The sequence below is a fragment of the Lutibacter sp. genome (assembly GCF_016342705.1).
GTDB lineage: Bacteria > Bacteroidota > Bacteroidia > Flavobacteriales > Flavobacteriaceae > Lutibacter.
Genome location: NZ_JAEINV010000006.1, coordinates 89,139 through 114,132, shown reverse-complemented (window position 1 = coordinate 114,132; position 24,994 = coordinate 89,139). Strand labels below are relative to the sequence as shown.

General features: G+C 29.6%; 22 protein-coding genes and 1 CRISPR repeat array. Of the genes, 11 read left to right on the top strand and 11 right to left on the bottom strand.

Annotated elements, in window-relative coordinates:
* The first annotated feature begins 125 nt into the window (after window positions 1-125).
* The 8 genes from nusB to JEY78_RS07375 all read left to right on the top strand — a co-directional run bounded on the left by nusB (window position 126) and on the right by JEY78_RS07375 (window position 6,585).
* On the top strand, window positions 126-1,064 hold the full coding sequence (gene nusB / locus JEY78_RS07410) for a transcription antitermination factor NusB (RefSeq protein ID WP_291848916.1): 939 nt from the start codon (window positions 126-128) through the stop codon (window positions 1,062-1,064).
* Window positions 1,065-1,093: 29 nt separating this feature from the next.
* Window positions 1,094-1,546, top strand: a complete 453-nt coding sequence (locus JEY78_RS07405; protein WP_291848913.1) for a DUF1573 domain-containing protein — start codon at window positions 1,094-1,096, stop codon at window positions 1,544-1,546.
* Between the two features lie 27 nt (window positions 1,547-1,573).
* Window positions 1,574-1,894, top strand: a complete 321-nt coding sequence (gene yajC / locus JEY78_RS07400; RefSeq protein ID WP_291848910.1) for a preprotein translocase subunit YajC — start codon at window positions 1,574-1,576, stop codon at window positions 1,892-1,894.
* Window positions 1,895-1,965: 71 nt separating this feature from the next.
* Window positions 1,966-2,931, top strand: a complete 966-nt coding sequence (locus tag JEY78_RS07395; protein WP_291848907.1) for a YbbR-like domain-containing protein — start codon at window positions 1,966-1,968, stop codon at window positions 2,929-2,931.
* A complete protein-coding gene (coaE, locus tag JEY78_RS07390; RefSeq protein WP_291848904.1) occupies window positions 2,931-3,515 on the top strand; it encodes a dephospho-CoA kinase in 585 nt (194 codons plus the stop codon). Before JEY78_RS07395 ends, coaE begins: the two co-directional genes overlap by 1 nt.
* Before the next feature lie 95 nt (window positions 3,516-3,610).
* Window positions 3,611-5,182 (top strand): HAMP domain-containing sensor histidine kinase, encoded by a 1,572-nt coding sequence (locus tag JEY78_RS07385; RefSeq protein WP_291848899.1) that lies wholly within the window; start codon window positions 3,611-3,613, stop codon window positions 5,180-5,182.
* A 12-nt stretch (window positions 5,183-5,194) separates the two neighbouring features.
* Entirely contained in the window at window positions 5,195-5,890 is a 696-nt protein-coding gene (locus tag JEY78_RS07380) for a response regulator transcription factor (protein WP_291848896.1), read from the top strand.
* Window positions 5,891-5,964: 74 nt separating this feature from the next.
* Entirely contained in the window at window positions 5,965-6,585 is a 621-nt protein-coding gene (locus JEY78_RS07375; protein WP_291848892.1) for an L-threonylcarbamoyladenylate synthase, read from the top strand.
* Here JEY78_RS07375 and JEY78_RS07370 read toward each other — a convergent pair.
* Window positions 6,582-7,589 carry a glycosyltransferase family 2 protein gene (locus JEY78_RS07370; RefSeq protein ID WP_291848889.1) on the bottom strand — a complete coding sequence of 336 codons (1,008 nt, stop codon included), beginning with the start codon at window positions 7,587-7,589 and terminating at the stop codon, window positions 6,582-6,584. The genes JEY78_RS07375 and JEY78_RS07370 overlap by 4 nt on opposite strands.
* Window positions 7,590-7,625: 36 nt before the next feature.
* Window positions 7,626-10,415, bottom strand: a complete 2,790-nt coding sequence (gene uvrA, locus JEY78_RS07365) for an excinuclease ABC subunit UvrA (protein WP_291848885.1) — start codon at window positions 10,413-10,415, stop codon at window positions 7,626-7,628.
* 269 nt (window positions 10,416-10,684) lie between these two features.
* On the opposite strand from uvrA, the gene JEY78_RS07360 reads away from it, so the two are divergent.
* The 3 genes from JEY78_RS07360 to JEY78_RS07350 all read left to right on the top strand — a co-directional run bounded on the left by JEY78_RS07360 (window position 10,685) and on the right by JEY78_RS07350 (window position 15,699).
* Window positions 10,685-11,272 carry a sigma-70 family RNA polymerase sigma factor gene (locus tag JEY78_RS07360; RefSeq protein WP_291848882.1) on the top strand — a complete coding sequence of 196 codons (588 nt, stop codon included), beginning with the start codon at window positions 10,685-10,687 and terminating at the stop codon, window positions 11,270-11,272.
* A 556-nt stretch (window positions 11,273-11,828) separates the two neighbouring features.
* On the top strand, window positions 11,829-15,221 hold the full coding sequence (gene cas9 / locus JEY78_RS07355) for a type II CRISPR RNA-guided endonuclease Cas9 (RefSeq protein WP_291848880.1): 3,393 nt from the start codon (window positions 11,829-11,831) through the stop codon (window positions 15,219-15,221).
* 145 nt (window positions 15,222-15,366) lie between these two features.
* Window positions 15,367-15,699 (top strand): GIY-YIG nuclease family protein, encoded by a 333-nt coding sequence (locus JEY78_RS07350; RefSeq protein ID WP_291848877.1) that lies wholly within the window; start codon window positions 15,367-15,369, stop codon window positions 15,697-15,699.
* A gap of 250 nt (window positions 15,700-15,949) precedes the next feature.
* Window positions 15,950-16,576: a CRISPR direct-repeat array (repeat unit 36 nt; unit sequence GTTGTGGTTTGATTAAAGATTAGAAAAAACGATATT).
* Window positions 16,577-16,945: 369 nt separating this feature from the next.
* Here the strand turns inward: JEY78_RS07350 and cas2 are convergent.
* The 9 genes from cas2 to JEY78_RS07305 all read right to left on the bottom strand — a co-directional run bounded on the left by cas2 (window position 16,946) and on the right by JEY78_RS07305 (window position 24,825).
* Entirely contained in the window at window positions 16,946-17,251 is a 306-nt protein-coding gene (gene cas2, locus JEY78_RS07345) for a CRISPR-associated endonuclease Cas2 (protein ID WP_291848874.1), read from the bottom strand.
* A 57-nt stretch (window positions 17,252-17,308) separates the two neighbouring features.
* Window positions 17,309-18,387, bottom strand: a protein-coding gene (locus JEY78_RS07340; protein WP_291848871.1) for an IS3 family transposase whose coding sequence is annotated in 2 segments (ribosomal slippage) — window positions 17,309-18,126 and window positions 18,126-18,387 — 1,080 coding nt in all. Because the reading frame shifts where the segments join, the coding sequence is not laid out codon by codon here.
* 77 nt (window positions 18,388-18,464) lie between these two features.
* Window positions 18,465-19,349 carry a type II CRISPR-associated endonuclease Cas1 gene (gene cas1 / locus JEY78_RS07335; protein WP_291848869.1) on the bottom strand — a complete coding sequence of 295 codons (885 nt, stop codon included), beginning with the start codon at window positions 19,347-19,349 and terminating at the stop codon, window positions 18,465-18,467.
* Window positions 19,350-19,758: 409 nt separating this feature from the next.
* Entirely contained in the window at window positions 19,759-20,139 is a 381-nt protein-coding gene (locus tag JEY78_RS07330) for an HU family DNA-binding protein (protein ID WP_291848865.1), read from the bottom strand.
* A 698-nt stretch (window positions 20,140-20,837) separates the two neighbouring features.
* A complete protein-coding gene (gene lipA, locus JEY78_RS07325) occupies window positions 20,838-21,710 on the bottom strand; it encodes a lipoyl synthase (protein ID WP_291848862.1) in 873 nt (290 codons plus the stop codon).
* 33 nt (window positions 21,711-21,743) lie between these two features.
* Window positions 21,744-22,973, bottom strand: coding sequence for an NRAMP family divalent metal transporter (locus tag JEY78_RS07320; RefSeq protein WP_291848860.1), 1,230 nt, complete (start codon window positions 22,971-22,973; stop codon window positions 21,744-21,746).
* Complete coding sequence (locus JEY78_RS07315) at window positions 22,970-23,536, bottom strand: RNA polymerase sigma factor (RefSeq protein ID WP_291848857.1); 567 nt, start codon at window positions 23,534-23,536, stop codon at window positions 22,970-22,972. Before JEY78_RS07315 ends, JEY78_RS07320 begins: the two co-directional genes overlap by 4 nt.
* On the bottom strand, window positions 23,530-24,636 hold the full coding sequence (locus tag JEY78_RS07310) for a glycosyltransferase (protein WP_291848854.1): 1,107 nt from the start codon (window positions 24,634-24,636) through the stop codon (window positions 23,530-23,532). The genes JEY78_RS07315 and JEY78_RS07310 overlap by 7 nt, the downstream gene beginning before the upstream one ends.
* A gap of 3 nt (window positions 24,637-24,639) precedes the next feature.
* Window positions 24,640-24,825, bottom strand: coding sequence for a membrane or secreted protein (locus tag JEY78_RS07305; RefSeq protein WP_291848851.1), 186 nt, complete (start codon window positions 24,823-24,825; stop codon window positions 24,640-24,642).
* Between the last annotated feature and the right edge of the window lie 169 nt (window positions 24,826-24,994).

Genomic DNA, 24,994 nt, shown 5'->3' with positions numbered 1-24,994 from the left:
ATATTTTACTGCTACAATAATTAAGATAGATTTAACTTTCAATAAAAAAGCGGTTTCAAAATTTCATTTCAAAAAAAATATAGTATTTTTGCGCATCTAAAAACAAATAGTCAAAGTTCTTTAACATGATAAACAGAAGACATATTAGGGTAAAAGTAATGCAATCGGTTTATGCGTTGCTGCAATCTAAAAGTGATAACTTAAACAAAGAAGAGAAATTTTTGTATGCAAGTATTGATAAAATGTATGATTTATACGTTTTAATTTTATGTTTACTTGTTGAAGTTAAAGATATGGAACGCAACCATATGCAAATATCTAAAAAGAAGTTTTTAGCAACTCCGCAAGAATTAAAACCAAACACAAAATTTATTGACAATCAGGTATTTAAGCTTTTAGATGAGAGTGTTTCATTAAATGAGTATTTAGTAGATCATAATTTAAATTATTGGAAACTAGATTCTGAATATATTCATGAAATTTTGAAGTTGATTAAAGAAAGCGCTATTTATGCTTCCTATATGAAAACTGAAGGTTCTAGTTTTAAAGAAGATTTAATTTTTATTGATGCTATTTTTAAAGAAATTATTGCGCCTAATGAAAAGTTAGCGGAGTATTTTGAAGATAAAAATATAAGTTGGGTAGATGATATACCTTTTGTAAATACTTGGATTGTAAAATCTTTAAGTCAGATAAAGCCAAATGGGGTATTTAAATTAGGTAAGTTGTATAAAGATGAGGAAGACAAGCAATTTGTGTTAGATTTATTTAGAAAAGTAGTTTTAAATCATACAGAATTAGAAAAAGATGTCATTGACAAAACACCGAATTGGGATGCCGAGAGAATTGCAGAAATTGATATGATTTTAATTAAAATGGCTATTTGCGAATTTTTAAAATTCCCTTCAATTCCAACAAGAGTAACAATAAATGAATATATTGAAATATCTAAAGATTACTCTACGAATAAAAGTAGTTTTTTTATAAATGGAGTTTTAGATAAAATATTAAAGGATTTTACAACCACAAAAAGATTAAATAAAATAGGTAGAGGATTATTATAATTTTTTAAATTTACAAAAACATTAATAGTATGAAAAAAATAACAATTTTAAGTGCAGTAATTATTTGTTTAACATTACTTTCATGTAAAGATAGCGCTACTGCTAAAATAGATGCGGCTAATTTGGAATCTGCTAAAGAAAGAGATGAAATTATTAGTTTAGGTTCGCCTATTATGGAATTTGATACCATGGAATATGATTTTGGAACCATAGTAGAAGGTGAAATAGTGGATGGTGTTTTTAATGTAACCAATAAAGGAAAAGTTGATTTGGTAATAACTGCCGTTCAGCCTTCTTGTGGTTGTACTACACCAGATTGGACAAAAGATCCTATTAAACCAGGAGAAAAAGGTGAAATAAAATTCTCATTTAACTCTAATGGTCGTGTAGGTAAACAACACAAATCAATTACAATTACATCGAATGCTGAAAAAGTAAAAGAAACTATCCGTTTAACAGGAACAGTAACAGCAAAAAGTTAATAAAAACAGAATAAAAATAAATAAACAATGTATACAACAATTTTTTTACAAACAAGTGGTGGATCTTTAGCTAGTATGTTACCATTCTTATTAATGTTTGTGGTTATCTACTTTTTTATGATTAGACCACAAATGAAACGTGCAAAAAACGAAAAGAAATTTCAAAGCTCTATAGCAAAAGGAAATAAAATAGTAACATCAAGTGGTATTCACGGTAAAATTGTTGATATTATTGATAGTGATAATACTGTAATTGTAGAAACAAGCGCAGGAAAAATTAAATTTGAACGTTCAGCAATATCCATGGAGTTAAGTAAAAAATACGAAACTTCTATTGAAAGTAAATAGTATTGAAATAAACATCAAAAAAAGTGAGCTCAACAGCTCACTTTTTTTGTATATTTAGTATTTAAAATAAAATGAATTCACGTACCAAAGCTTCAGGAATTTCGTTAAAATATAATAGAAAAATTAGAATATTTCTGTTTTTCCTATTTTTAACAGCCGTAATTTGGTTTATAGTAGCCTTGTCAAAATCATATACGGCAACTACAAAAATAAAAATTGCTTATATAAATTTACCTCCAAATAAGTTATTGTTAAATAAACCTTTAAATGAAATGGAGGTTTTGGTGCAAGCCACAGGATTTAACTTAATAAAATATAAAATTAAGCAACCAAAAATAACCTTAAGTTTAATTGAAAGTAAACATAAAGGATCAAAGTATTATTTACTACCAAACAATCAAATAACGCAATTAAAACAAAAGCTAGAAAAGAGTTCAAAAATTATTCATTTCTTAAACGATACAATTTTTGTAAATCTTGGCACTAATATTTCTAAAAAAGTTCCTATAAGCCCAAAGTTAAAAGTCAATTTTAAATTAGGATATAATTTTATTGAAGCACTAAAAATTAAGCCAGACTCCATAATTATTTCAGGTTCTAAAAGAAGTTTAGATAGCATTTCTGAAATTATTACAAATAGCTTAGTATTAAATGAAATATATGAAAATATAGATGTTCAGTTGCAATTAAAGGCACCAAAATGGAAAAACGTGACCGTGCCAATAAATACAGTTACAATAACAGGCGAAGTTGATAAATTTACCGAGGGAAGATTTTTAGTACCGGTAAATGTTATTAATATTCCAAAAGACATAAAAATAACACCTTTTCCAAAAGAAATTGAAGTTGTTTTCCAAGCAGGATTGTCTAACTTTAATAAAATTAGTAAAAGTAGTTTTTCTGTAGTGTTTGATTATATGCAATATAAAAATGATACTTTAGTGCAATATCTGTCTCCAGTAATTGAGCAAAAAAGCGATTTGATTTCTACATTAAAAATCAATCCAAGTCAAATAGAATTTTTAATTCAAAAATAATGATAGTTGGTTTAACAGGAGGAATAGGCAGCGGAAAAACAACAGTTTTACAGTTGTTTGAAAAATTAGGAGCAAAAGTATTTATAGCCGATTTAGAAGCTAAAAAACTCATGAACAATAGCCCAGAGTTAATTATTGAAATCACTAACTTATTTGGTAAAGAAGCTTACGTCAATCAGCAATTAAATAAAAAATACATAGCTTCAAAAGTGTTTAATAATGCGGAAAAACTTGCCGAATTAAATGCTTTGGTACATCCTATGGTTCGTCATCATTTTTTGAAATTTAAGGAAATACATAATTTAGATCTTATAATTTATGAAGCGGCCATTTTATTTGAAAGCGGTAGCGATAAATTATGCGATTATATAATTACTGTTACGGCTGAGGTTAATGAACGTATTAAGCGTGTTATAAAAAGAGATGGAGTTACAAAGCAAGATATTTTAAATAGAATGCAACATCAATTAAATGATGATTATAAAGTATTGAAAGCCAATTTTGTAATTGATAACAATAATTTAAATAGTACAAAAGCACAAGTAAAAACTATTTTTAGTTTGTTACAGGAGTTGAAAAAATAATATCAAATGTCATAAGAATTTGTTAAAAAATTATATATTTAGTTAACGAAAGTTAATAAAACATAGATTTGCTGATAAAAGTTTAATTTTGTAGAATGGGGAAGAGAATTTTTGTACTTATTATTGTATTAATGAGTGTTGCATTAATAGGTATTATATCAGTTCAAGTTTTTTGGATTAAAAATACCATTCAAATTACAGAAGAACAATTTACTTCCAATGTGCGATTTGCATTGGCAAAAGTATCTGAAGATATAAAAGAAAAGGAATTTAATGATTTTTATCTAGATATTGTAGAACGATTTAGAGATGAAGGTAGTAAATTAAAATATTCGGATGTACGCAAATACATTTATGAAAAAATTGATACTACTAACAATGAACGTTATACCTATTCTCAAAGTATAATTGAAGAAAATTATAAAGTACCAACTGAGTTCTTTGAAAATGATTCTATAGATTTTAAAGAAATTTTTAGAAAAGAAGAAATTGTAATTGTAAAAGATCAATCTTTAGATAATAAAGGAAGTGATATTAATCCACCCGAAGAACGTTACGTTAAAATTGGAAGGTTTGAAGGCGCTGAAAAATCGCAACTTGAACGTGTTTTTGATATTTCAAGAACAAAATTACCTATTCATAAAAGAATTAGTAATAAAGAGCTTTCAATACGGTTAGATAGAGAATTACAAAGCAAAGGAATTACTACAAATTTTAAGTATGGAATTTATAGTAATGGCTTGGCAACACAAGTTAAATCTGGCTATTTTAGAAAAGAAACAGGTAAGAGTTATATGGTTCCTATGTTTACAGATTCAGAAGGAAACAGTAATTTTCAATTATTTGTAACCTTCCCTGAAAAAAAGAATTTTATACTTTCTTCTATTTCAAAAATACTAGTTCTCTCAGTTTTCTTTATATTTATAATAATTTTGGCGTTTGTAACAGCCTTGTACCAATTAATAAAGCAAAAACAAATTTCTGAAATTAAAACAGATTTCATTAATAATATGACGCATGAGTTTAAAACACCTATTGCAACCATAAATTTAGCATTAGATGCCATAAAGAACCCTAAAATTATTGATGATAAAGAAAAAGTGTTGCGTTATGTTCAAATGATCCGTGATGAAAATAAAAGAATGCACGGGCAAGTAGAAAATGTATTACGAATTTCTAAATTAGAAAAAAATCAGTTAGATGTTCCTAAAGAAAAAATTGATTTAAAAGAAATAATTGAGGAAGCAATAACACACGTAGATTTAATTATAAATGATAAAGGAGGATATATTAGAACAAATTTTAACGCTAAAAGAAATGAGATATTAGGAAATCATTTTCATTTAACTAATGTGTTTGTAAATGTTTTAGACAATGCTATAAAATATTCTGAAGGAGCTCCAAAAGTTGAATTATCTACAGATAATACATCAAAAAACATTATTATTAAAGTGTCTGACCACGGAATTGGAATGACCAAAAGTGTACAAAAAAATATCTTTAAAAAGTTTTATAGAGAAGAAAGAGGAAATATTCATAACGTAAAAGGTCACGGATTGGGACTTGCATACGTTAAAAAAATAATAGAAATTCATCAAGGAGACGTTTATGTTGAAAGTGAAAAAGGCGAAGGAAGCACTTTTACCATAAAATTACCTTTAATTTAAAAAATAGTAATTATGGAAAACAATAGAATTTTGTTGGTAGAAGACGATCCAAACTTTGGAACAGTCTTAAAAGATTATTTATCATTAAATGATTATAATGTAACCTTAGCTAAAGATGGTTTAGAAGGGTTAATTATGTTTAAAAATGACGATTTTGACTTATGTATTTTTGATGTAATGATGCCGAGAAAAGATGGTTTTTCATTAGCAAAAGATGTAAGAGCTACAAATTCTGAAATTCCAATTATCTTTTTAACTGCAAAAACAATGAAAGAAGATGTGTTGAAAGGATACCAAGTTGGAGCAGATGATTATTTAAATAAACCTTTTGATTCTGAAGTATTGTTGTATAAAATTAAAGCAATTTTACAACGTAAAGAAACAGAACAAAGTGTGGAAGATGAATCTTTTGAATTTAAAATTGGTAAATTTGAGTTTAATTCAAAATTACGTCACTTATCATATGATGGTGGTGAAAATCAAAAACTATCACCAAAAGAAAGTAAGTTGTTAAAAATGTTAGCGACACATAAAAACGATTTAATGCCGAGAGAATTAGCGCTTACAAAAATTTGGAGAGATGATAATTATTTTACCTCTAGAAGTATGGATGTATACATTGCCAAACTTAGAAAATATTTAAAAGCCGATGAAAATGTTGAGATTTTAAATATCCACGGAGAAGGATTTAGACTTTTAGAAAAATAACAAAATGAACCTGCTTATTGCAGGTTTTTTTTTGTTATAAAATAAACTACATTTGTTATTCATAATAATTTACGATGGCTCAGTTTATAAAAATATTTGAAGAAAACCCGAATGAAAAGGAAGTTGATAAAGTAGTTAAAGTACTAAGACAAGGTGGTTTAATTATTTATCCTACAGATACCGTATATGGAATTGGTTGTGATATTACCAATAATAAAGCCATGGAAAGAGTAGCTCAAATTAAGGGCGTAAAGCTAAATAAAGCAAACTTTTCATTTATTTGTTATGATTTAAGTAACCTATCTGACTATGTAAAACAAATTGATACGCCCACCTATAAAATATTAAAACGATATTTACCGGGTCCTTACACATTTGTTTTACCAGGGAATACAAACTTACCAAAGACTTTTAAAAACAAAAATACCGTTGGTATAAGAATACCCAATAACAATATTGTAAGAGATATTGTTAAAAAACTTGGAAACCCAATTGTTTCAACATCTATTTATGATGAAGATGATTTAATTGAATATACAACAGATCCTGAGTTAATTTATGAGAAATGGGGCAATTTAGTAGATATTGTAATTGATGGTGGTTATGGAGGTAATATACCATCTACGGTTGTAGATTTATCTGACGGAGAAATTACAATTTTACGCGAAGGGAAAGGAAGTACTGAAGATTTTTAATAATTTTTTAGCGCTTTAAAAGTGCTTACTTTTTTTATAAAGTGTTGCCAAACAATACTGTCTACTAAAAAATAGGTGTTATTTTGTATACTTAATTTACGCTTCTTAAACATTTTAGGGAAGTAATAATAAAAACTTATGTGCGCTCTTAAAATAGCTAAGGTATGCACTGGGCGAAGTTCCATCAAAAATTTAATTCCAGCAACACCATCTAATACCATTCTAACAAATAGTATGGGTAATAATTTACGTTTAGGTAAGTTTTTAACCAATGAAAATAAGCTGTTTCTAAAGTTTAAAAAAGATTTTCTCGGACTTTCTTCTTTTAAAGTTGCACCACCTACGTGATATACTGTTGATGCGCCAACATATTTTATAGTTTTTCCTAAATTTTGAGCTCGCCAACATAAATCAATTTCTTCTTGGTGCGCAAAGTAATCTTCATCAAAACCATGTAACGTATTAAATACTTCCGATTTAATAAAAAAGCAAGCACCTGACGCCCAAAATATGTCAACTTCATCGTTAAATTGTGCGTTATCTTTCTCTAATTCCCCAAAAATGCGTCCTCTGCAAAAAGGATATCCAAATTTATCAATAAATCCACCAGCTGCTCCAGCATATTCAAAAGAAGTTTTGTTTTTATAGTCTAATATTTTTGGCTGAATAATAGCAGTATTTGGTTGGTTTTCAAAGGTTGCCATAATTGGTTGTAACCAATTTTCAGTTACTTCAATATCAGAATTTACAAGTCCATAAATATCTGCATTAATATGTGTTAACGCTTCATTATAACCTTTTGCAAAACCTCCATTAGTAGCATTTTGGACAATTTTAACCGTTGGAAAATGTTCTTTTATAAAATGTACAGAAGCATCTGTAGAAGCATTGTCAGCAACATAAATCTCAACATTTTTTTGACTGCTATAATTTACAATACTTGGCAGGAATTTTTCCAACAAAGTTTTACCGTTCCAGTTAAGAATTACAATGGCTATTTTCACAGGTGCAAACTTACTTTAATTTCTTTCAATTTTATTTTAAATATTGGTTAATTTTTCAGCTAAAAAGGGCGCAGTATAGGAATCTTTACATTTCACTAATTCTTCTGGAGTTCCTTGAAATAGTAAATGCCCACCATTTTTACCGCCTTCTTTACCTAAATCAATAATATAATCTGCACATTTTATTAAATCAATATTATGTTCAATTACAATTATTGAATGTCCATTATTAATTAAAGCATTAAAAGATTTCAGTAATTTTTTTATGTCATGAAAATGAAGTCCGGTTGTTGGTTCATCAAAAATAAAAAGGGATTTACTTTGTCTACTTCCTTTTACTAAAAATGAAGCCAATTTAATACGCTGTGCTTCACCACCGGAAAGTGTAGAAGAAGATTGTCCTAACGTAACATATCCCAAACCAACATCTTGTAATGGTTTTAATTTTTTTACAATTTTAGTTTCTTTGTGCATTGCAAAAAATGAAATAGCATCATCAATGGTGCTATTTAAAATGTCGTTAATAGATTTTCCTTGAAATTTAACAGCTAATATTTCCTTTTTAAAACGTTCTCCTTTGCAAGCTTCACATTCTAAATGAACATCGGCCATAAATTGCATTTCTATGGTTACTTCACCTTCTCCTTTGCAAACCTCACAACGTCCGCCTTCCACATTAAAAGAGAAATGTTTTGGTTGGTAATTTCTAATTTTAGAAAGTTTTTCTGAAGCAAATAACGTTCTAATATCATCATACGCTTTTATATACGTAACTGGGTTTGACCTACTGGATCTACCAATTGGATTTTGGTTGATAAACTCTATATGTTCAATAGTATTGATAGCGCCTTTAAGCTCACTAAACTGACCAACTTTTTCGCCATAGCCACCAATTTTCTTTTGAATGGCAGGGTATAATATTTTACTTACCAATGTACTTTTTCCGCTTCCAGAAACTCCAGTAACTACTGTTAAGCTATTTAAAGGAAAGGTTACATTAATGTTTTTTAAGTTATTTTCACGCGCTCCAATAACTTCAACGGAGTATTTTATAGGTCTGCGACTTGCAGGAACTTCAATTTGTTGGGTATTATTTAAATATTGAGCCGTTAATGAATTGGATGTTAAGATTTCTTCATACGTGCCTTCAGCAACAATTTCGCCTCCAAAAGTACCAGCTTCAGGACCAATATCAATAATCATATCGGCAGCTTTCATAATATCCTCATCGTGTTCAACAACAATTACGGTATTTCCTAAATCTCGTAAATTTTTTAACACCTCAATCAATCGTTCCGTATCTTTTGGATGCAAGCCTATGCTTGGTTCATCTAAAATATACATTGAACCCACCAAACTGCTACCCAATGAAGTGGCTAAGTTAATACGCTGACTTTCACCACCAGATAAGCTATTAGAAGTTCTGTTTAACGTTAAATAGCTTAAGCCTACGTTGTGTAAAAATTGTAATCGGTTATTGATTTCTAGCAACAAACGTTTCGCAATTTTTTGCTCAAACTCTTTTAACTGTATGTTTTTAAAGAATTCAATCAGTTCATTAATTGGTAAATCAACTAAATCGCTAATATTTTTGTTATTAATTTTCACATTATTCGCTTCTTTTCGGAGCCTTTTTCCGTTGCATTCTGTACACTTTGTTTTTCCTCTATAACGAGAAAGCATCACTCTGTATTGAATTTTATAACTGTTCTCTTCTAAAAATTTAAAAAAACTTTGCAAGCCACTAAAAGCTGAATTTCCGTTCCAAATTAATTGTTTTTGTTCATCGGATAATTCAAACCAAGGTTTATGAATGGGAATATTAAATTTATAGGCGTTGTTTATTAAATTGGTTTTATATTCTGAAAAAGAATCAGATTTCCAAGGTAAAATGGCATCTTCAAAAATTGAAAGAGAGGTGTTTGGAATAACCAAATCTTCATCTACACCAATTACATTGCCATAACCTTCACAACTTGGGCAAGCACCATACGGATTATTAAAACTAAATAAATGGGTGTTTGGTTCTAAAAATTGAATACCATCTAATTCAAATTTATTATTAAAAAGTGTTTGTTCGGATGTTTTAATATTTTCAATAATACATTCGCCTTTTCCTTCAAAAAAAGCAGTTTGAACAGCATCGGCTAAACGATTGTAAAAATCTTCATCATTTTTTACAATAATTCTATCAATTACTAATAAAAAATTGTGTTCAATTTCTTCCGTAATATCTTCAATTCTAACAATATCATTTTTATATTTTATTCTGGAATACCCTTGCTGTGCTAATATTTTTAAGGTTTGCAGTACATTTCTGTCTTCAGGAATATGAACCGGAGCTAATAACAGTAATTTAGTGTCTAAAGCAATACTTTTTAGAAAATTAATAACATCTGTTACCGTATGTTTTTTTACTTCTGTATTAGAAATAGGAGAGTAGGTACTACCAATTCTGGCGAATAATAGTTTTAAATAATCATAAATTTCTGTTGAAGTGCCTACTGTTGAACGTGGATTTGTTGAATTTACTTTTTGTTCAATGGCTATTGCTGGCGCAATTCCTTTAATATAATCTACTTTTGGTTTATTTAGCCTTCCTAAAAACTGACGCGCATAGGACGATAAACTTTCAACATATCTTCTTTGCCCTTCAGCAAAAAGCGTATCAAAAGCTAAAGTAGATTTTCCAGAACCAGAAAGTCCAGTAATTACAACTAGCTTATTTCTTGGTATTGCAACATCAATATTTTTTAAATTATGAAGACTTGCACCTTTTATAAGTATATTTTCTTTAGGATTAAGTTCAGAGATATTTTGAGTCATTTTTTCTTAATAAGTAAACGTTGCTAAAATAGGTACAAATTTATAGAATTAATTACAGTATCTACTATTTTAAGTAGGTAGCCCATAAAAAAGTTAAATAATAATTTATGACGTTAAAATTTAAAAAGTTAGCCATATAATTTGTTATTTATAAAAATAAAAGCCATATTTACAACGTAATTAAAAATATACAACGCCTATACAACACTTTTACTTTTTATAAATTTATATAAATACAATAATATTAACCCCATAAATGTATTTAAACTATGGAAAGTACTCTTATAAGTGATAGCGTTTTAGTATGCGATTATATTAACGGCAATGAAAAATCTTTAGAGATTTTAATTATACGCCACAAACAACGAATTTTCAGTTTTATTTTATCAAAAGTCCTAGACAGAGACTTAGCTGAGGATATATTTCAAGACACATTTATTAAAGTAATAAACACCTTAAAAAGAGGTGCTTATAATGAAGAAGGTAAATTTTTACCTTGGGTAATGCGTATTTCGCATAATTTAATTATAGATCATTTTAGACGTAAAAAAAGAATCCCTATTTTTAAAAATACCGATGAGTTTGATATTTTTTCTGTGATTAGTGATGATGTTTTAAATGTTGAAAAGCAATTAATAAAAGATCAAATTTTAGAAGATGTTACAGGTTTAATTGAGCAGCTTCCAGATGATCAAAAAGAAGTATTAGTAATGCGTTTATTTAAAGACATGAGTTTTAAGGAAATTGCTGAAAATACGGATGTAAGTATTAACACAGCTTTAGGAAGAATGCGCTATGCTTTAATTAATTTAAGAAAACTTATAGAAAAGCACCAAATTGTTTTAGTAAACTCATAATAAATATAAAAGTTTATCGTTATCAGTATATAAACCAATACTATATGATAAAACTTTACACATTAAAGTCTTCTACGAAGAAGCAACCTAGAGCTGAAACAATTCAATATTTAATCAATTATTCGAAGCAAATGCGAATAATTAAAACCAACAAAAACTATATTGAATTACATTTGAATTAATGTTCTTTTTAAACCCATTTTTTAAATAAAATGGGTTTTTTTATGCGTTTTTACCTCGTAAACGTTTAAATACAGCAAAACTTTTTTAAGGAAAAGGCAAGTTCTTTTCAAAAAGTTAAAACACTACTTTATGGCAAAAAAAGTCCTACCGAAGCAGGACTAAAGATTTTCATCTACGGCATATAGCCTTATTGTGATAAGATTAAAGATTAGAATAATTTTTTTCACATATCAAATGTATGTATTTTTTTTAATTTAATCTTACGGGAAACCTCAATTTTAAATAAATTTATGTTCTTATATTTAGTAGTGCTAAAAGCAGTACTTATTTGTTCCTGTTGGAACGTACAAAAAATTGTGAAAAAAATATTAAAATGGCAAAAATTTTAGGATTAGATTTAGGAACCAACTCTATTGGTTGGGCGGTTGTAGACGATACACAAAATAAAATTTCAGGAATTGGAAGTAGAATATTTCCAATGGGAGTTGAAAATTTGGGAGATGGAGAAGGAAAGGAAATGTCAAGAAATGCATCGAGAACAAATGCACGCGGTGTAAGAAGACAATTTTTTAGAAGAAGACTTCGAAAAAAAATGTTGCTAAAAGAACTTGCCAGCCATAATATGTGTCCTTTAACGGAACAAGATTTTAAAAATTGGAAAGTTAAAAAGATATTTCCTGAAGGCCAATTAAAACAATGGTTCTCATTAAATCCTTATGAGTTAAGGAATACTGCATTAACCCAACAGATTTCACTTCAAGAATTAGGTAGAATATTTTACCATTTAATTCAAAGACGTGGTTTTTTGAGTAATAGCAGAACTGCAGGTAAAGATGATGGTGCAATTTTTAAAGGAAAGCCAAAAGAGGGGAAAATAGGAATTGAAGAAACGCAGGAAAACATTAAAGGTAAAACGTTAGGAGCATATCTTTATAATATTCAACCTAAGGAAAATGAACCATTTACAGAAAATTTAAGTCGGATTAGAAACAGATATACAACAAGACAAATGTATATTGATGAATTTGAATTAATTTGGGAAAAGCAAGCTAAATATCATGCAGTATTAAACACTGAATTAAAGACGATATTTGGTGGAAGAAAAATTGATGGATTTGATAAGGATGGTATTTTATTTCATCAACGCCCTTTGCGTTCACAAAAACATTTAGTGGGTAATTGTAGTTTTGAACCAACTAAAACAAAATGTTCCATTGGCGCCATACCGTTTGAACTTTTTCGCATATATCAATGGGTAAATACAGTTGATTGCAATGGCAAAAGAATTGAGCAGGATGAAAGAGAAAGAATGATTGAAGTTTTGTTGCGTAAAGAAAAACCATCATTTAAAGAATTAAGAAAGGCTATAAGCAAATTAGATGCTAGGTATAAATTTAATTATAAGGATGATGATAAAATTGTAGGAACACATACCATTTCAAGTTTAGCATCAAAAAAATATTTTGGTTCGCATTGGTTTGAGTTTACAGAAAAGCAACAAGAAGATATTTGGCACGTATTATATTTTTTTGATAATAAAGATAAGCTAAAAGAATATGCATTAAATAATTGGGATTTTACAGAAGAACAAGCATCGGCAATTTCCAGTTTTAATTTAAAAGAAGGGTATTCAAATTTAAGTAGAAAGGCAATATTAAATATTTTACCATTTTTAAAAATGGGATTTGTATATGATATTGCTGTTGTTTTAGGCGGAATTAAAAATGTTTTCGGAACAAAGTGGGAGCAATTAAGTATAGAGGATAAAGATTTTATAATTGATAATATTCCAGAAATTGTTAGAACAAAAATAAAGGGTGGCTTTATTGAAACCATAAAGGAAGTGCTTTCAAAAGAATTCAATTTTACTGAAAAGCAATTAAAAAAATTATACCATCATTCGGCAACTATTGAAAGTGAGGATCTTACAAAAACATTGCCAAATGGTATAGAGGCTGATAAAAAAATACAAGCAATAAAAAATCCTATTGTTATAACAGCCTTGTTTGAATTGAGAAAATTGGTGAATGAATTAATTGATACTCACGGTAAATTTGATGAAATAAAAGTGGAGATGGCGCGTGATTTAAAAGTATCTAAAGGTCAACGGAACACCATTAGAAGCGAGCAAAAAAGATTGGAAAGAGAAAATGATAGAGTAAAAGCAAAAATAGAAGAGGCCGGTCAAAGAGTAACCCATGAAAGTTTATTAAAATATAAATTATGGGAAGAGTGTAAAAATACTTGCCCATACACAGGAGCCATTATACCAGTACACAAATTATTTACTGGTGAAATTCAAATTGAACATATTCATCCTTGGAGCAGATCGTTAAATGATAGTTTTTCTAATAAAACATTGTGTTATGCAGATGAAAATAGATTGAAAGGAAACAAAACTCCCTTTGATTTTTATGGAAATAATGAAGCTAATTGGGTACTTATTAAAGAAAGAGCTTTAAAATTATTTTCAGACACTAAAGAATATCCAAAAGCATATCAAAAATTTAAACGATTTGTACAACAAAAATTTGATGAGGAGTTTATAGCACGACAATTAAATGATACCCGATATATTAGCAAAGAAGCAAAAAATTATTTAGCACAAATATGTAAAAAGGTGACAGTTGCACCTGGGCAAATGACGGCTAATTTACGTCAAAAATGGGGACTGAATTATATTTTAAATGAAGAAGATGGAGAAAAAACAAGAGAAGACCATAGACATCATGCTATTGATGCCTTAGTAATGGCAACTAGTAAGGTTAGTTACTTACAAGAATTATCTAAATGGAATAGATATAACCGTAATTACGACCTAAAAAGTTTTCCAATGCCTTGGGAAGGATTTAATAGTGATGCTGAAAAAGCAGTACACAGTATTTTAGTTTCTCATAGAAAAAACAGTAGTTTAATAACAGTAAGAAAGCATACCACTAAAAAAGATAGTGGGATGTATAAAAATACAGGTGTTGCCGCAAGAGGGCAGTTGCATAAAGAAACTGTATATGGCAAAAGAAAAGCGCCTTTTGCTGAAGAAGCATTCCACGTTAGAAAACCAATTGATACTATTACTACTGAAAAACAGTTAGAAAAAGTGGTAGACCAAGGTATTAAAAATCTTATTTTTAAACGCATTCAAGCACTTGGCGGTTTTAGTAAAGGAAAGATACCTGATGGCACTTTTTTTAGTATTGATACTGAAGGAAACAAAATACCACAAATAGTTTTACCAAATAAAAATGGAAATTCAGTACCAGTATTAAAGGTACGGATGAAGGAAAATATAGGAGGCGCTGAACAATTAAAGGAAAACAAAAACCAATGGGTAAACCCAAGAAACAATCATCATGTATTAATATATAAAGATACTGAGGCTAATTTAAAAGAAGAAATTGTTACTTTTTGGACTGCAGTAGAACGAAAAAGAAATGGGTATCCAGTAATTCAATTACCACCAAATGGGAAAGAAATTATAGCAACCATGCAAATAAATGATATGTTTTTATTAGGTGTTAAGGAGGATGACATAGATTGGGAGAATCCGAATACAACGTTTTTAAAGGAGCATTTGTATAGAGTTCAAACGTTATCTTTAATGTTTTACGAGTTTAGATTAAGTTCCGATGCAACACAGATTAAAGACACTAATTTAAATGTTTTTAAAAGAATACAAGGTTTTGGAAAAGGTAAAACAGGATGGGAAACGCACAACCCAATAAAAGTTAAAGTTTCAGTAGCTGGTAAAATTGAAAAAATAAGCTAAAACTGTCATTTCGAACAAAGGTGAGAAATCACATCACGTATGGTTAGTTTTGATGCGATTCCTCCGTTGTCGGAATGACAAGTGTGTTTTTGTAATTTTGAACAAAAGTGAGAAATCTCATTATAGCAATTAAATAATTAAATGAATGATAGAATTCAACGAAGGTTATCATACGTATTATGTATATATTATAACAAACAAATACCGTTCAACCTATTATATTGGAGTAACAAATAATTTAAAAGTTAGATTAACCCAGCATATTGAAAATATAATTATAGGTAAAAAAACATTTGCAGTTAAATACCAATTACAGTATTTAGTACACTATGAAAAATTTACTTGGATTCAACAAGCAATAACGAGAGAAAAAGAATTAAAAGGTTGGCGAAGAGAAAAGAAATTGGAATTAATAAGGGCTAATAATAGTACATTCGAGTTTTTAAATGAACAGTTTACTGCTGTGCCGCCTTTATGAGAAAGTTAATAGCGTATTTTGTCATTTCGAACAAAAGTGAGAAATCACATCACGCATGGTTAGTTTTTATGCGATTCCTGCGTTGTCGGAATGAAAAGTGTATTTTTGTCATTTCGAACAAAAGTGAGAAATCACATAAGGATGAGCGGTGCTGAGAGATTACTTAATTGATGGAATGACAAGAAATAGGATAGTTCTTTGACATATAAAACTTTAATTAAAATAACAAAATCGAGCGAAGCGAGATTTTATGGTGGTTTGATTAAAGATTAGAAAAAACGATATTAAGAAATAAAATAAAACAGAACTAAGCATTGTTGTGGTTTGATTAAAGATTAGAAAAAACGATATTTACAGTCATATTTATTGTTATTTAGAGGTTGTTGTGGTTTGATTAAAGATTAGAAAAAACGATATTTTCCTTCAATATGAGTAAATTTAATATAGGGTTGTGGTTTGATTAAAGATTAGAAAAAACGATATTATCACCACTTACTACCATCATTACCTTCTTGTTGTGGTTTGATTAAAGATTAGAAAAAACGATATTTCACAATATTGTTGTTATCTTTGTTACTGTGTTGTGGTTTGATTAAAGATTAGAAAAAACGATATTCTGGTAATACAGTTCTTGCTAATGGAACTGTTGTGGTTTGATTAAAGATTAGAAAAAACGATATTGATACTACGGCAACCGATACACCACATATTGTTGTGGTTTGATTAAAGATTAGAAAAAACGATATTCTTCTTTTAACTTTCTTTGGTGCAATTGGGTTGTGGTTTGATTAAAGATTAGAAAAAACGATATTTGTTAATTTCTGTACGTGTAAAAAGTTTGGTTGTGGTTTGATTAAAGATTAGAAAAAACGATATTAGTTGCCTTGTTAGCTTCTAATAATCAAAGAATTGAATTGAAATATCGTACTAAAAAATGCTCCTTTTATATGCTTATTGGCTATAATTGGAGCATTTTTTGGTTTCTAAAAGTTTTTTTCTTTGTCATTTCGAACGATAGAGAGAAATCGTATAAAGGTTGGAAAGTTTTAATGAGATCCCTCCTTTGTCGGGATGACAAAGTTAAGTAGGAAGTTATGATTTTTTAAGTTGTTGGAAATGATAGTAAGGGTAATTTATGTCATTTCGAACGATAGAGAGAAATCGCATAAGGGCTGGAGAGTTTTGATGTGATTGACTATGTCGAATCTTCGATTCCCTCCTTTGTCCAAATAGCAAAATAAAATACTTAAAACAATTCTAATTGTGTGGGAGGCGGTTCTTTAGGTACTTCAAACTTCCCCCAAAAATTTAAAATATTACCAAATTGTTTATCGGTGATGCGTAATACACTTACTTTGCCCAATGGTGGTAACAATATGTTTATGCGTTTTTCATGCACATCTGCACTTTCACTGCTGGCACAATGTCTGGTGTACACGGAAAATTGCATCATAGTAAAACCATCTTTAAGCAAGTTTTTTCTAAATTGTTGTGCGTTTCTGCGGTCCTTTTTAGTTTCAGTAGGCAAATCAAAAAACACAAATAACCACATAATTCTGTATCCGTTTGTAAGCTTCCCTTTTTTTCAATCCATTCAAAAATAGAGATTTTATTTGTTTAATTTGTATTCCATTGGTGTTTTATTATTAAGGGATTGATGAGGTCTATGGTAGTTATAATCATCCACCCAAGCTTCACTTATGTCCTTTACCTCTTGTATGGTTTTAAATAAATAAGCGTTTAATACATCACGTCTAAAGGTGCCATTTAATCTTTCAATATAGGCGTTTTGAGTAGGTTCTCCAGGTTGTATAAAAATGAGTTGTATTCCATTTTCTTTACACCATATATCAAGTTTTACACTTATAAACTCTGGCCCATTATCAACCCGAATCATTTTTGGAAAGCCTCGATGGGTACCTATTTCGGTTAAACATCTTATGACTCTAAGGGTTGGTAATGAAGTATCCGTTTCAATCAATAACACCTCTCTATTATAATCATCAATTACATTTAATAAACGTATTCTTCTACCGTTCCACAACGAATCACTCATAAAATCAATGCTCCACACTTCATTTATTTGAGTGGGTTGAAAAAGATGTTGCTTTACTCTTGCTGGCAATCTTTTCTTTGTTCGTTTTCTTATATTTAATTTCATTGCTGTATAAATACGATAAAGCTTTTTATGATTTACAACCAATCCTGCTTTTCTTGTCCGATGATAACTTTGCCAAAAACCAATACTCATATGCTTTTGAACTAAAGCGGCTAGGTAATCTATGTAAACATCATCTTGCTTATCATTGGGTTTGTAATGGTAACTACTCCTAGGAAGTTGTACTGCTTTACATGCCTTACGTTCACTTATTTTGTATTGACTAGTTAAATAAGTCACAACTTCCTTTTTTTCGGAAGGCATTAAAGCTTTTTTTCAATCACATCTTTTAACACATCATTGAGCAAAGCTAAATCTGTATACATTCTTTTAAGCTTTGCATTTTCCGCCTCTAATTCCTTGATCCGTTTTAATTCTTTAACATCCATTCCTCCATACTTGCTCTTATAGCGATAAAAGGTCTTGTCTGATATGCCATTGGATCTTGCAATATCTACTGCTTTTACGCCCTGTTCGTGCTGCTTTAACATAGCAATAATTTGATGCTCGGTAAATTGTGTGCTTTTCATCTTTTTTTATTTAAAATTAGTAAAACTTTTTTCGTTCTCTATTTTTAAATGGCCCAATTTTGGGGAAGCCTACACGTTTAGTTCCATAATTTGGGGTATACTAATTTTCTGCTTGCCCCCGTATAGCATTGTTGTAATGAATTGGTGGTTTTAGTTAAGGCCACCATTAAAGGGCTTTTACAATCCTCAAAATAAACAGTTTGGGTAAGTACTGTAAGTAATGCTGCTTTAATAGGGGTGGTTAAATCGTGGTCTTTAAATTGAGTCATAATTTCCATAACTTTTGCATCTACTAAAGGTCTGTAGGGTTCCATAATATCATCTGCCAAGCAAAATGCATTGTATTTATTATGATGGTGTATGCCAAGGGTATTTAATAAGCCACTACCTGCAATGGCACGCGCTACTGCAGCCCGTAAAATAATATAGCCATAATTTAAAAATAGGTTTGGGTATTCGCCAAAACGTTCCCGTTTAAAATTAAAATCAAACAGGTTTTTCCAATAAAAAGCAGCTGCAGCACCTTCCATATTACTGGTGTCTCCACTCAACACTTTTCCTTCAAAATGGTTTAGAACAGCAAAAGGTTTATCACATTTTTTTAAATGATTTGCCTGGTAATTAATTTTTGTTTTAACAACTTGTTGCCATAACTGTTTTTTTAAAGGTTCTGAGGCTTTAATTTGTTGGCTAAATAATTCTTGCTGAATATAATGATTGTTTAAATTTAGTAACATACTGCAAGGCATATGTTTAGCATCGCAAAATATTACAGCCACATTCATGTCAGACAGTTTTGTTAAGGTGGTCATTGAAATATAAATTTCAGGATGTTCCAGTACAACAAACCCAATATCTTCAATAGGTATGGTAGTTTCTCTGCTTTCGGTTTTTATAACAAGTTGTTCAAATGTGGTAGTTAATGAGGCTTTATTGCCAAAAAATAAGGTTCTTTTAAGCATAGCAACTGGCTTTAAATATTCTTTTTCAGTATAAATTTAACCAAAAACAATGAAAATTGATAGTTTTAATGGTAAAAAATGACCAAAAAAGCCTGATAAATCCTTTGAAATGAGCTGTACGGCTTAATTTTTTTCACTTAAAAAGAAGAATATAGTCCATTTTTTTTGTGCTGGGGAAAAAAGTAAAAAGGAATAATAGATAACATAGTTTCAAAAATAAGTACGGGTGCTTTTTTAGAAAGCTTTTGTACTTTTTGTAAAAGTACTTGTACTTATTTAAAAAGCTTTTGTTCTTTTAATAAAAGCACTTGTGCTTATTTTCATTTTGCGGGGTTTAAAAAAGGGAGTTTTTCAACAAAAAAAAAGAAGGTGTTTTAAACCTTCTTTTTTTGAAACCTATTTTAACTGCTTATACAATTTTTTCATATTTAGCAGCTGCTAATTGCACCTTAAATTCATGTGCCGGTCTAAACCGCACATTTAAGGTTTTAATTTTAGAAGTAGAAAATTCTTCTTCTGAGGCTACACCCTCTGCCGACAGGGTGGTTCTAAAAGTGCCAAAGTCTCCCAATTTTATTATTTTTCCATTAATAATTTCATCTGGTATTATTTGCAATAACCCTTCTAATACGGCCATAGTATCCATCATACTTACCGTACTTTCTCTGCTAATGCGTTTACCAAAATCTCGCAAGGTTAATTCTTCTTGCGATTGCTTAATTGGATAATATTTTTTGTCTTGGGCTAAATCTCTGGGATTCACCTTTTGTTTCAGTGCATATTTTATCATGCTGTAATTGGTTTTAATTTTTAATATTATTTGCGGTTTATGTACCGCCTACTGTTCGTACGTTTTTTATTAAACCTTCTTTTTAAAAGTAAAACTACCACGGTTTCGGTAGTTTTATGTACATACGGCTATGTCATAATTCCTCCTTTCTGTGTACACAGATTTTTAATGCCGTGCACAATTAAAATTATTAAAAATGTTAGGTGGTTTAAAAGAAGTGTAGTACTTTTGAATTGAAACAAAAAATATCGCTTCTTTTAGCGAACCTATTTTAAAAGTCTGAAGGTTGCCGCCTAAAGACTTTTTTTTATACTGTAAATTTAAGGATTATAAAATTTAAGGCTGTTTTTTACAAGTTAACTTATTAACATTTTTTGTTGGAAAGCCTTAAAATTATTAAAAAAATAGTCGCTTTTTAATTTTTTTTAAAACCAGTAAATGCTACATTTGCAGCCTTTTAAAAAAAAGCACAAAATTTACTACGGCTCTTAAAATCAAGAGAAACTACATAAAGTATTAGCAACGGAATACATTAAATATCTTTAATTATTGCTTTTAGAAATATAGCTATGTTAAAGAAAAACAGTGAAGTTTATTAAAAAAAATGTGACTAAAATTTAAAATTAAAAGAAAAAACCCAAGAATTCTCTCAGGTTTTATTAAATTTTAACATTTCAATACGTGTATTTGTTCCGTATTTACACCAAATGCCGTTGTGCTTTGTACGATGAACGCACTAAAGCGCCACTTTCAACGTATTTAAAGCCCATTTTTTCACCAATTTCTTTGTATTTATCAAATTGTTCAGGCGTAATAAATTCTTTAACTGGTAAGTGTTTTTTACTTGGTTGTAAATATTGACCAATGGTTAAAATATCAACGTTGGCATTGGCTAAATCTTGCATAGTTTCAATAACTTCAGCTTCCGTTTCACCTAAACCAAGCATAATACCAGATTTTGTTCTGCGTTGCCCTTGGTCTTTCATATATTTTAATACCTCTAAACTTCTATCATATTTAGCTTGTATACGTACTTCGCGTGTTAAACGTCTTACAGTTTCTAAATTGTGTGAGATTACTTCAGGAGCAACCGCTAATATTCTATCAATATTGGTAGTATTCCCTTGAAAATCTGGAATTAAAGTTTCTAAGGAAGTTGTTGGATTTGCTCTTCTGATAGCATTAATGGTTTCTGCCCAAATAATAGAACCACCATCTTTAATATCATCTCTATCTACGGAAGTGATCACGGCGTGTTTAATATTCATTAATTTAATAGAGCGTGCTACTTTCTCTGGCTCTTCCCAATCTACATTTTCAGGTCTACCGGTTTTTACACCGCAAAATCCACAAGAACGCGTGCAAATATTTCCTAAAATCATAAATGTTGCAGTACCTTCTGTCCAGCATTCACCCATATTAGGACAACTTCCGCTAGTGCAAATAGTATTTAATTTATACTTTTCAACAACACCTCTAAGTTCAGTATATTTTTTTCCAACTGGTAGTTTTACACGTAACCATTTAGGTTTTTGAATTGTATTTGGAGATTCTATAGTTTCTTTAGTCATTTTAGTAAAATTGACTGCAAAAATACAAAGAATTTATAAACTTGAAAGATACCACAAGCTAAATCCAAATAAAAAAACAATTCCAACATAGCTTAAGACTTTAAATTGCAGGGTTGGTCTCCATTCTTTCGGTGTGTTTTTTCCGGAAATTAAAATAAAATTAATGATGGCAAAAAACGGTGCTGTTAAAAAGGATAGGATGGTTGCTATTTTAATTAAAACACCCATTTCGCTCATAAAAAATAACAAAATAGCGATGGTTCCTATGGCTAAAAAACTAATCCAAAACCAATAGGCATTTTTAAGAGTTTTGTTAGAAAGCAATTCCATTGTTTTAGTCATAGCCCGTGGCGATGCATCTAAGGTTGTAATAGTGGTACTAAACATAGTGGTAAATGCTGCTGCAGCTATAAAAATATACATGTCATTTCCCAAAGTTTTAGTGTACAAGTTTATTAACTGTTGCGAAAAAACAACGGCACTATTACTAAAGGTTTCATTAGAGTGGTACATAACAAGTGCTCCCAAGGCCACAAAGAAAACACCTATTATTAAAGCTCCTACAAAGCCAATATTAAAATCTAAAATAGCCTGTTTGGTATTAAATTCACAAGTGGTATCTTTTTGTTTTTCAATAGCCCAAAGCGATTGCCAAATAGAAACATCTAGCGGTGCAGGCATCCATCCTAAAAAAGCAATTAAAAATCCAACTTCAATAGTTCCTTTGGGTAAAATTTGAGTATAATTAATGGCGGTTTCAGATTTTATACTTGCTACAATTAATGCAATGATAGTGCTTATAGTAAGAGTTACAATAATGAGTTTCATTAAATTATCTAATAACTTATATTTTCCAATCACTAATAGAATGAAACAAATAAAAGTAATAATGATACTCCAAATAACGGGATTTGTAGTGATTCCAAATAAATTAGCAGCTAACCCGGCAGTAACAATGGTAACCGCAGCCTGAATGGTAAACATAGTAGCTAAATTCAAAATGAAATAGGAGATAAGCACCCCTTTTCCTAATTTTTTATAACCATCTAACAAACTTTCTCCGGTGGCAGTGGCATATCTTGGTCCTATTTGAAAAAATGGATACTTTACAATATGAATTAATACTAAAGCCCAGATTAATCCAAAACCAAAATCTGCTCCGGCTCTGGTAGATTGCACTAAATGTGAAACACCAATAGCAGCACCTGCAAACAATAAACCAGGTCCTAATTTATGAAGCCAATGTGTGCGTTTTGTAATCAATTGTCAGAAGGATTTTGAATAATTTCAGCCAGTAATTTTTTGGCGCGCAACAACTTAACTTTAATGTTGCTCATAGGTTCATTCAATTTTTCAGCCATTTCTTTGTAACTCATTTCTCTAAAATAGCGTAAGTTAATTATTTCCTGATGATGTGGTTTTAGCTGTTTTAAATAATGTAGCAATTGTGCTAAATTTTGATCTATTATAAGCTGATCTTCGGCAGAAGGTGTTTCGTCAAAAATTTTATAAGCTTCAGATTCTTTTTTGTTGATAGAAACGGTATTGGTACGTTCTTTTCGTAAATGATCAATAAAAATATTTTTTGAAATAGAAATTAACCACGTTTTAAAATTGTAGTTGTTATTGTATAAATGAATTTTATCAAAAGCTTTTGAAAAAGTTTTAATAGTGATATCTTCAGCCTCGTCCTCATGTCCAGTTTTTGAAAACTGAAATCGGTACACATCACTCCAATACGTGTTTAATAAAGTGTTAAAAGCCTTTTGATCGTCTTGTTTTGCTTTTTCTACTAAGTCGGCAATATCTATATTTTTATTTACCAATGGTGAGGTTTTGAAATCGTATTTTTTATAAAGATAAACAATTGTACGAATATCAAAAATATTTCAAGCAAAGGAGTTAAAACAACCAAGTCGTTTTCATTTAATTTTTTTGCAGAAAACCCAATTACTAAGTTTTGAATTAAAAAACGAACAAAAATAAAGGCAGCTACCACAACCCAATTAAATAAAAATGCTACTAAAACAACACTGAGTATCCAAAATAAAATTTGTGAAGTGAAAAATAAACCTAATAAAAACTTGTGTGATGCTTTGTAATTAGAAGCGGTAGATACATGTCTTCTTTTTTGAAGTATCCAGCTTTTAAAGGTTGTTTTGGGTTTTGAAACAGTAAAACTATTAAACGTAAAACAATTACTGGTATTACTTTTTGTTGCCACTTGATTAACAAATAAATCATCGTCCCCCGATTTAATTTTAATATGATCGGCAAAACCATTGACACTAAAAAAAAGTGATTTTGTATAGGCTAAATTTCTACCAACTCCCATATATGGTTTTCCAATTTTTGCATATGAAAAATATTGGATGGCGGTTAAAAGTGTTTCAAATCGAATTAATTTGTTTAAAAAAGATTTTTTGATTTTTTCGTAAGCTCCGTATCCTAGAATAATACTTTTATCTGAAAAGTGTTGGGTCATTTCAGAAATCCAATGTTCAGAAACAGGTTTGCAATCGGCATCAGAAAACAATAAGTATTCGTGCGAAGCGGCTTTAATTCCTAAGGTTAAGGCATATTTTTTACTTCCCCAAAATTGTTCATTCTCTTTTACATCAACAATTTTAATTTTGTTAGGGTATTCTTTTTGAAAGTCTTCAATAATTTTTAACGTTTTATCTCTGGAACAATCATTTATCAAAACTAACTCAAAATTAGCATACGATTGATTGATAAAAAAAGGAAGATTTTCTTTTAAATTTTTAGCTTCATTCTTTGCACAAATTAGTACAGAAACTGGTTGATTAAAAGTAGTAGTTACCAATTTTTTTTTGGAAAATGCAAAGGATCCAAAAATAAAAATATAATATAAAAATTGAATACAAAAGATTGCTATAAAAGCAATAAAAACGTATTCTAACATTGATTATTTATTTTCGCAGTTTTCCGGCAATTTTCCACAGTAACCACAAGCTTCACCTTCTTTGTTTAAATGAGGGTTTTGACTAGCGCAAGTTCCAGCAAATTTCCCGTCTTTTTTTGCCCACAATTTAATAGCTATTCCAAAAACTCCTACCCCTAATAAGGCTATTGTAATTAAAAATATTTTCATATCTAAAAATTTATGGTGCAAATATACTTATTTATTCAGGATGATTAAATACATTTTTTATTTAATAATCAATTACGATATATGTAATACATTTTGTTAAATAGCGCTTTAATAATTGCTAAAGTGTTAAATATTAAAAAGTTTATTGGGTTTGTATTAAAAAAATTAT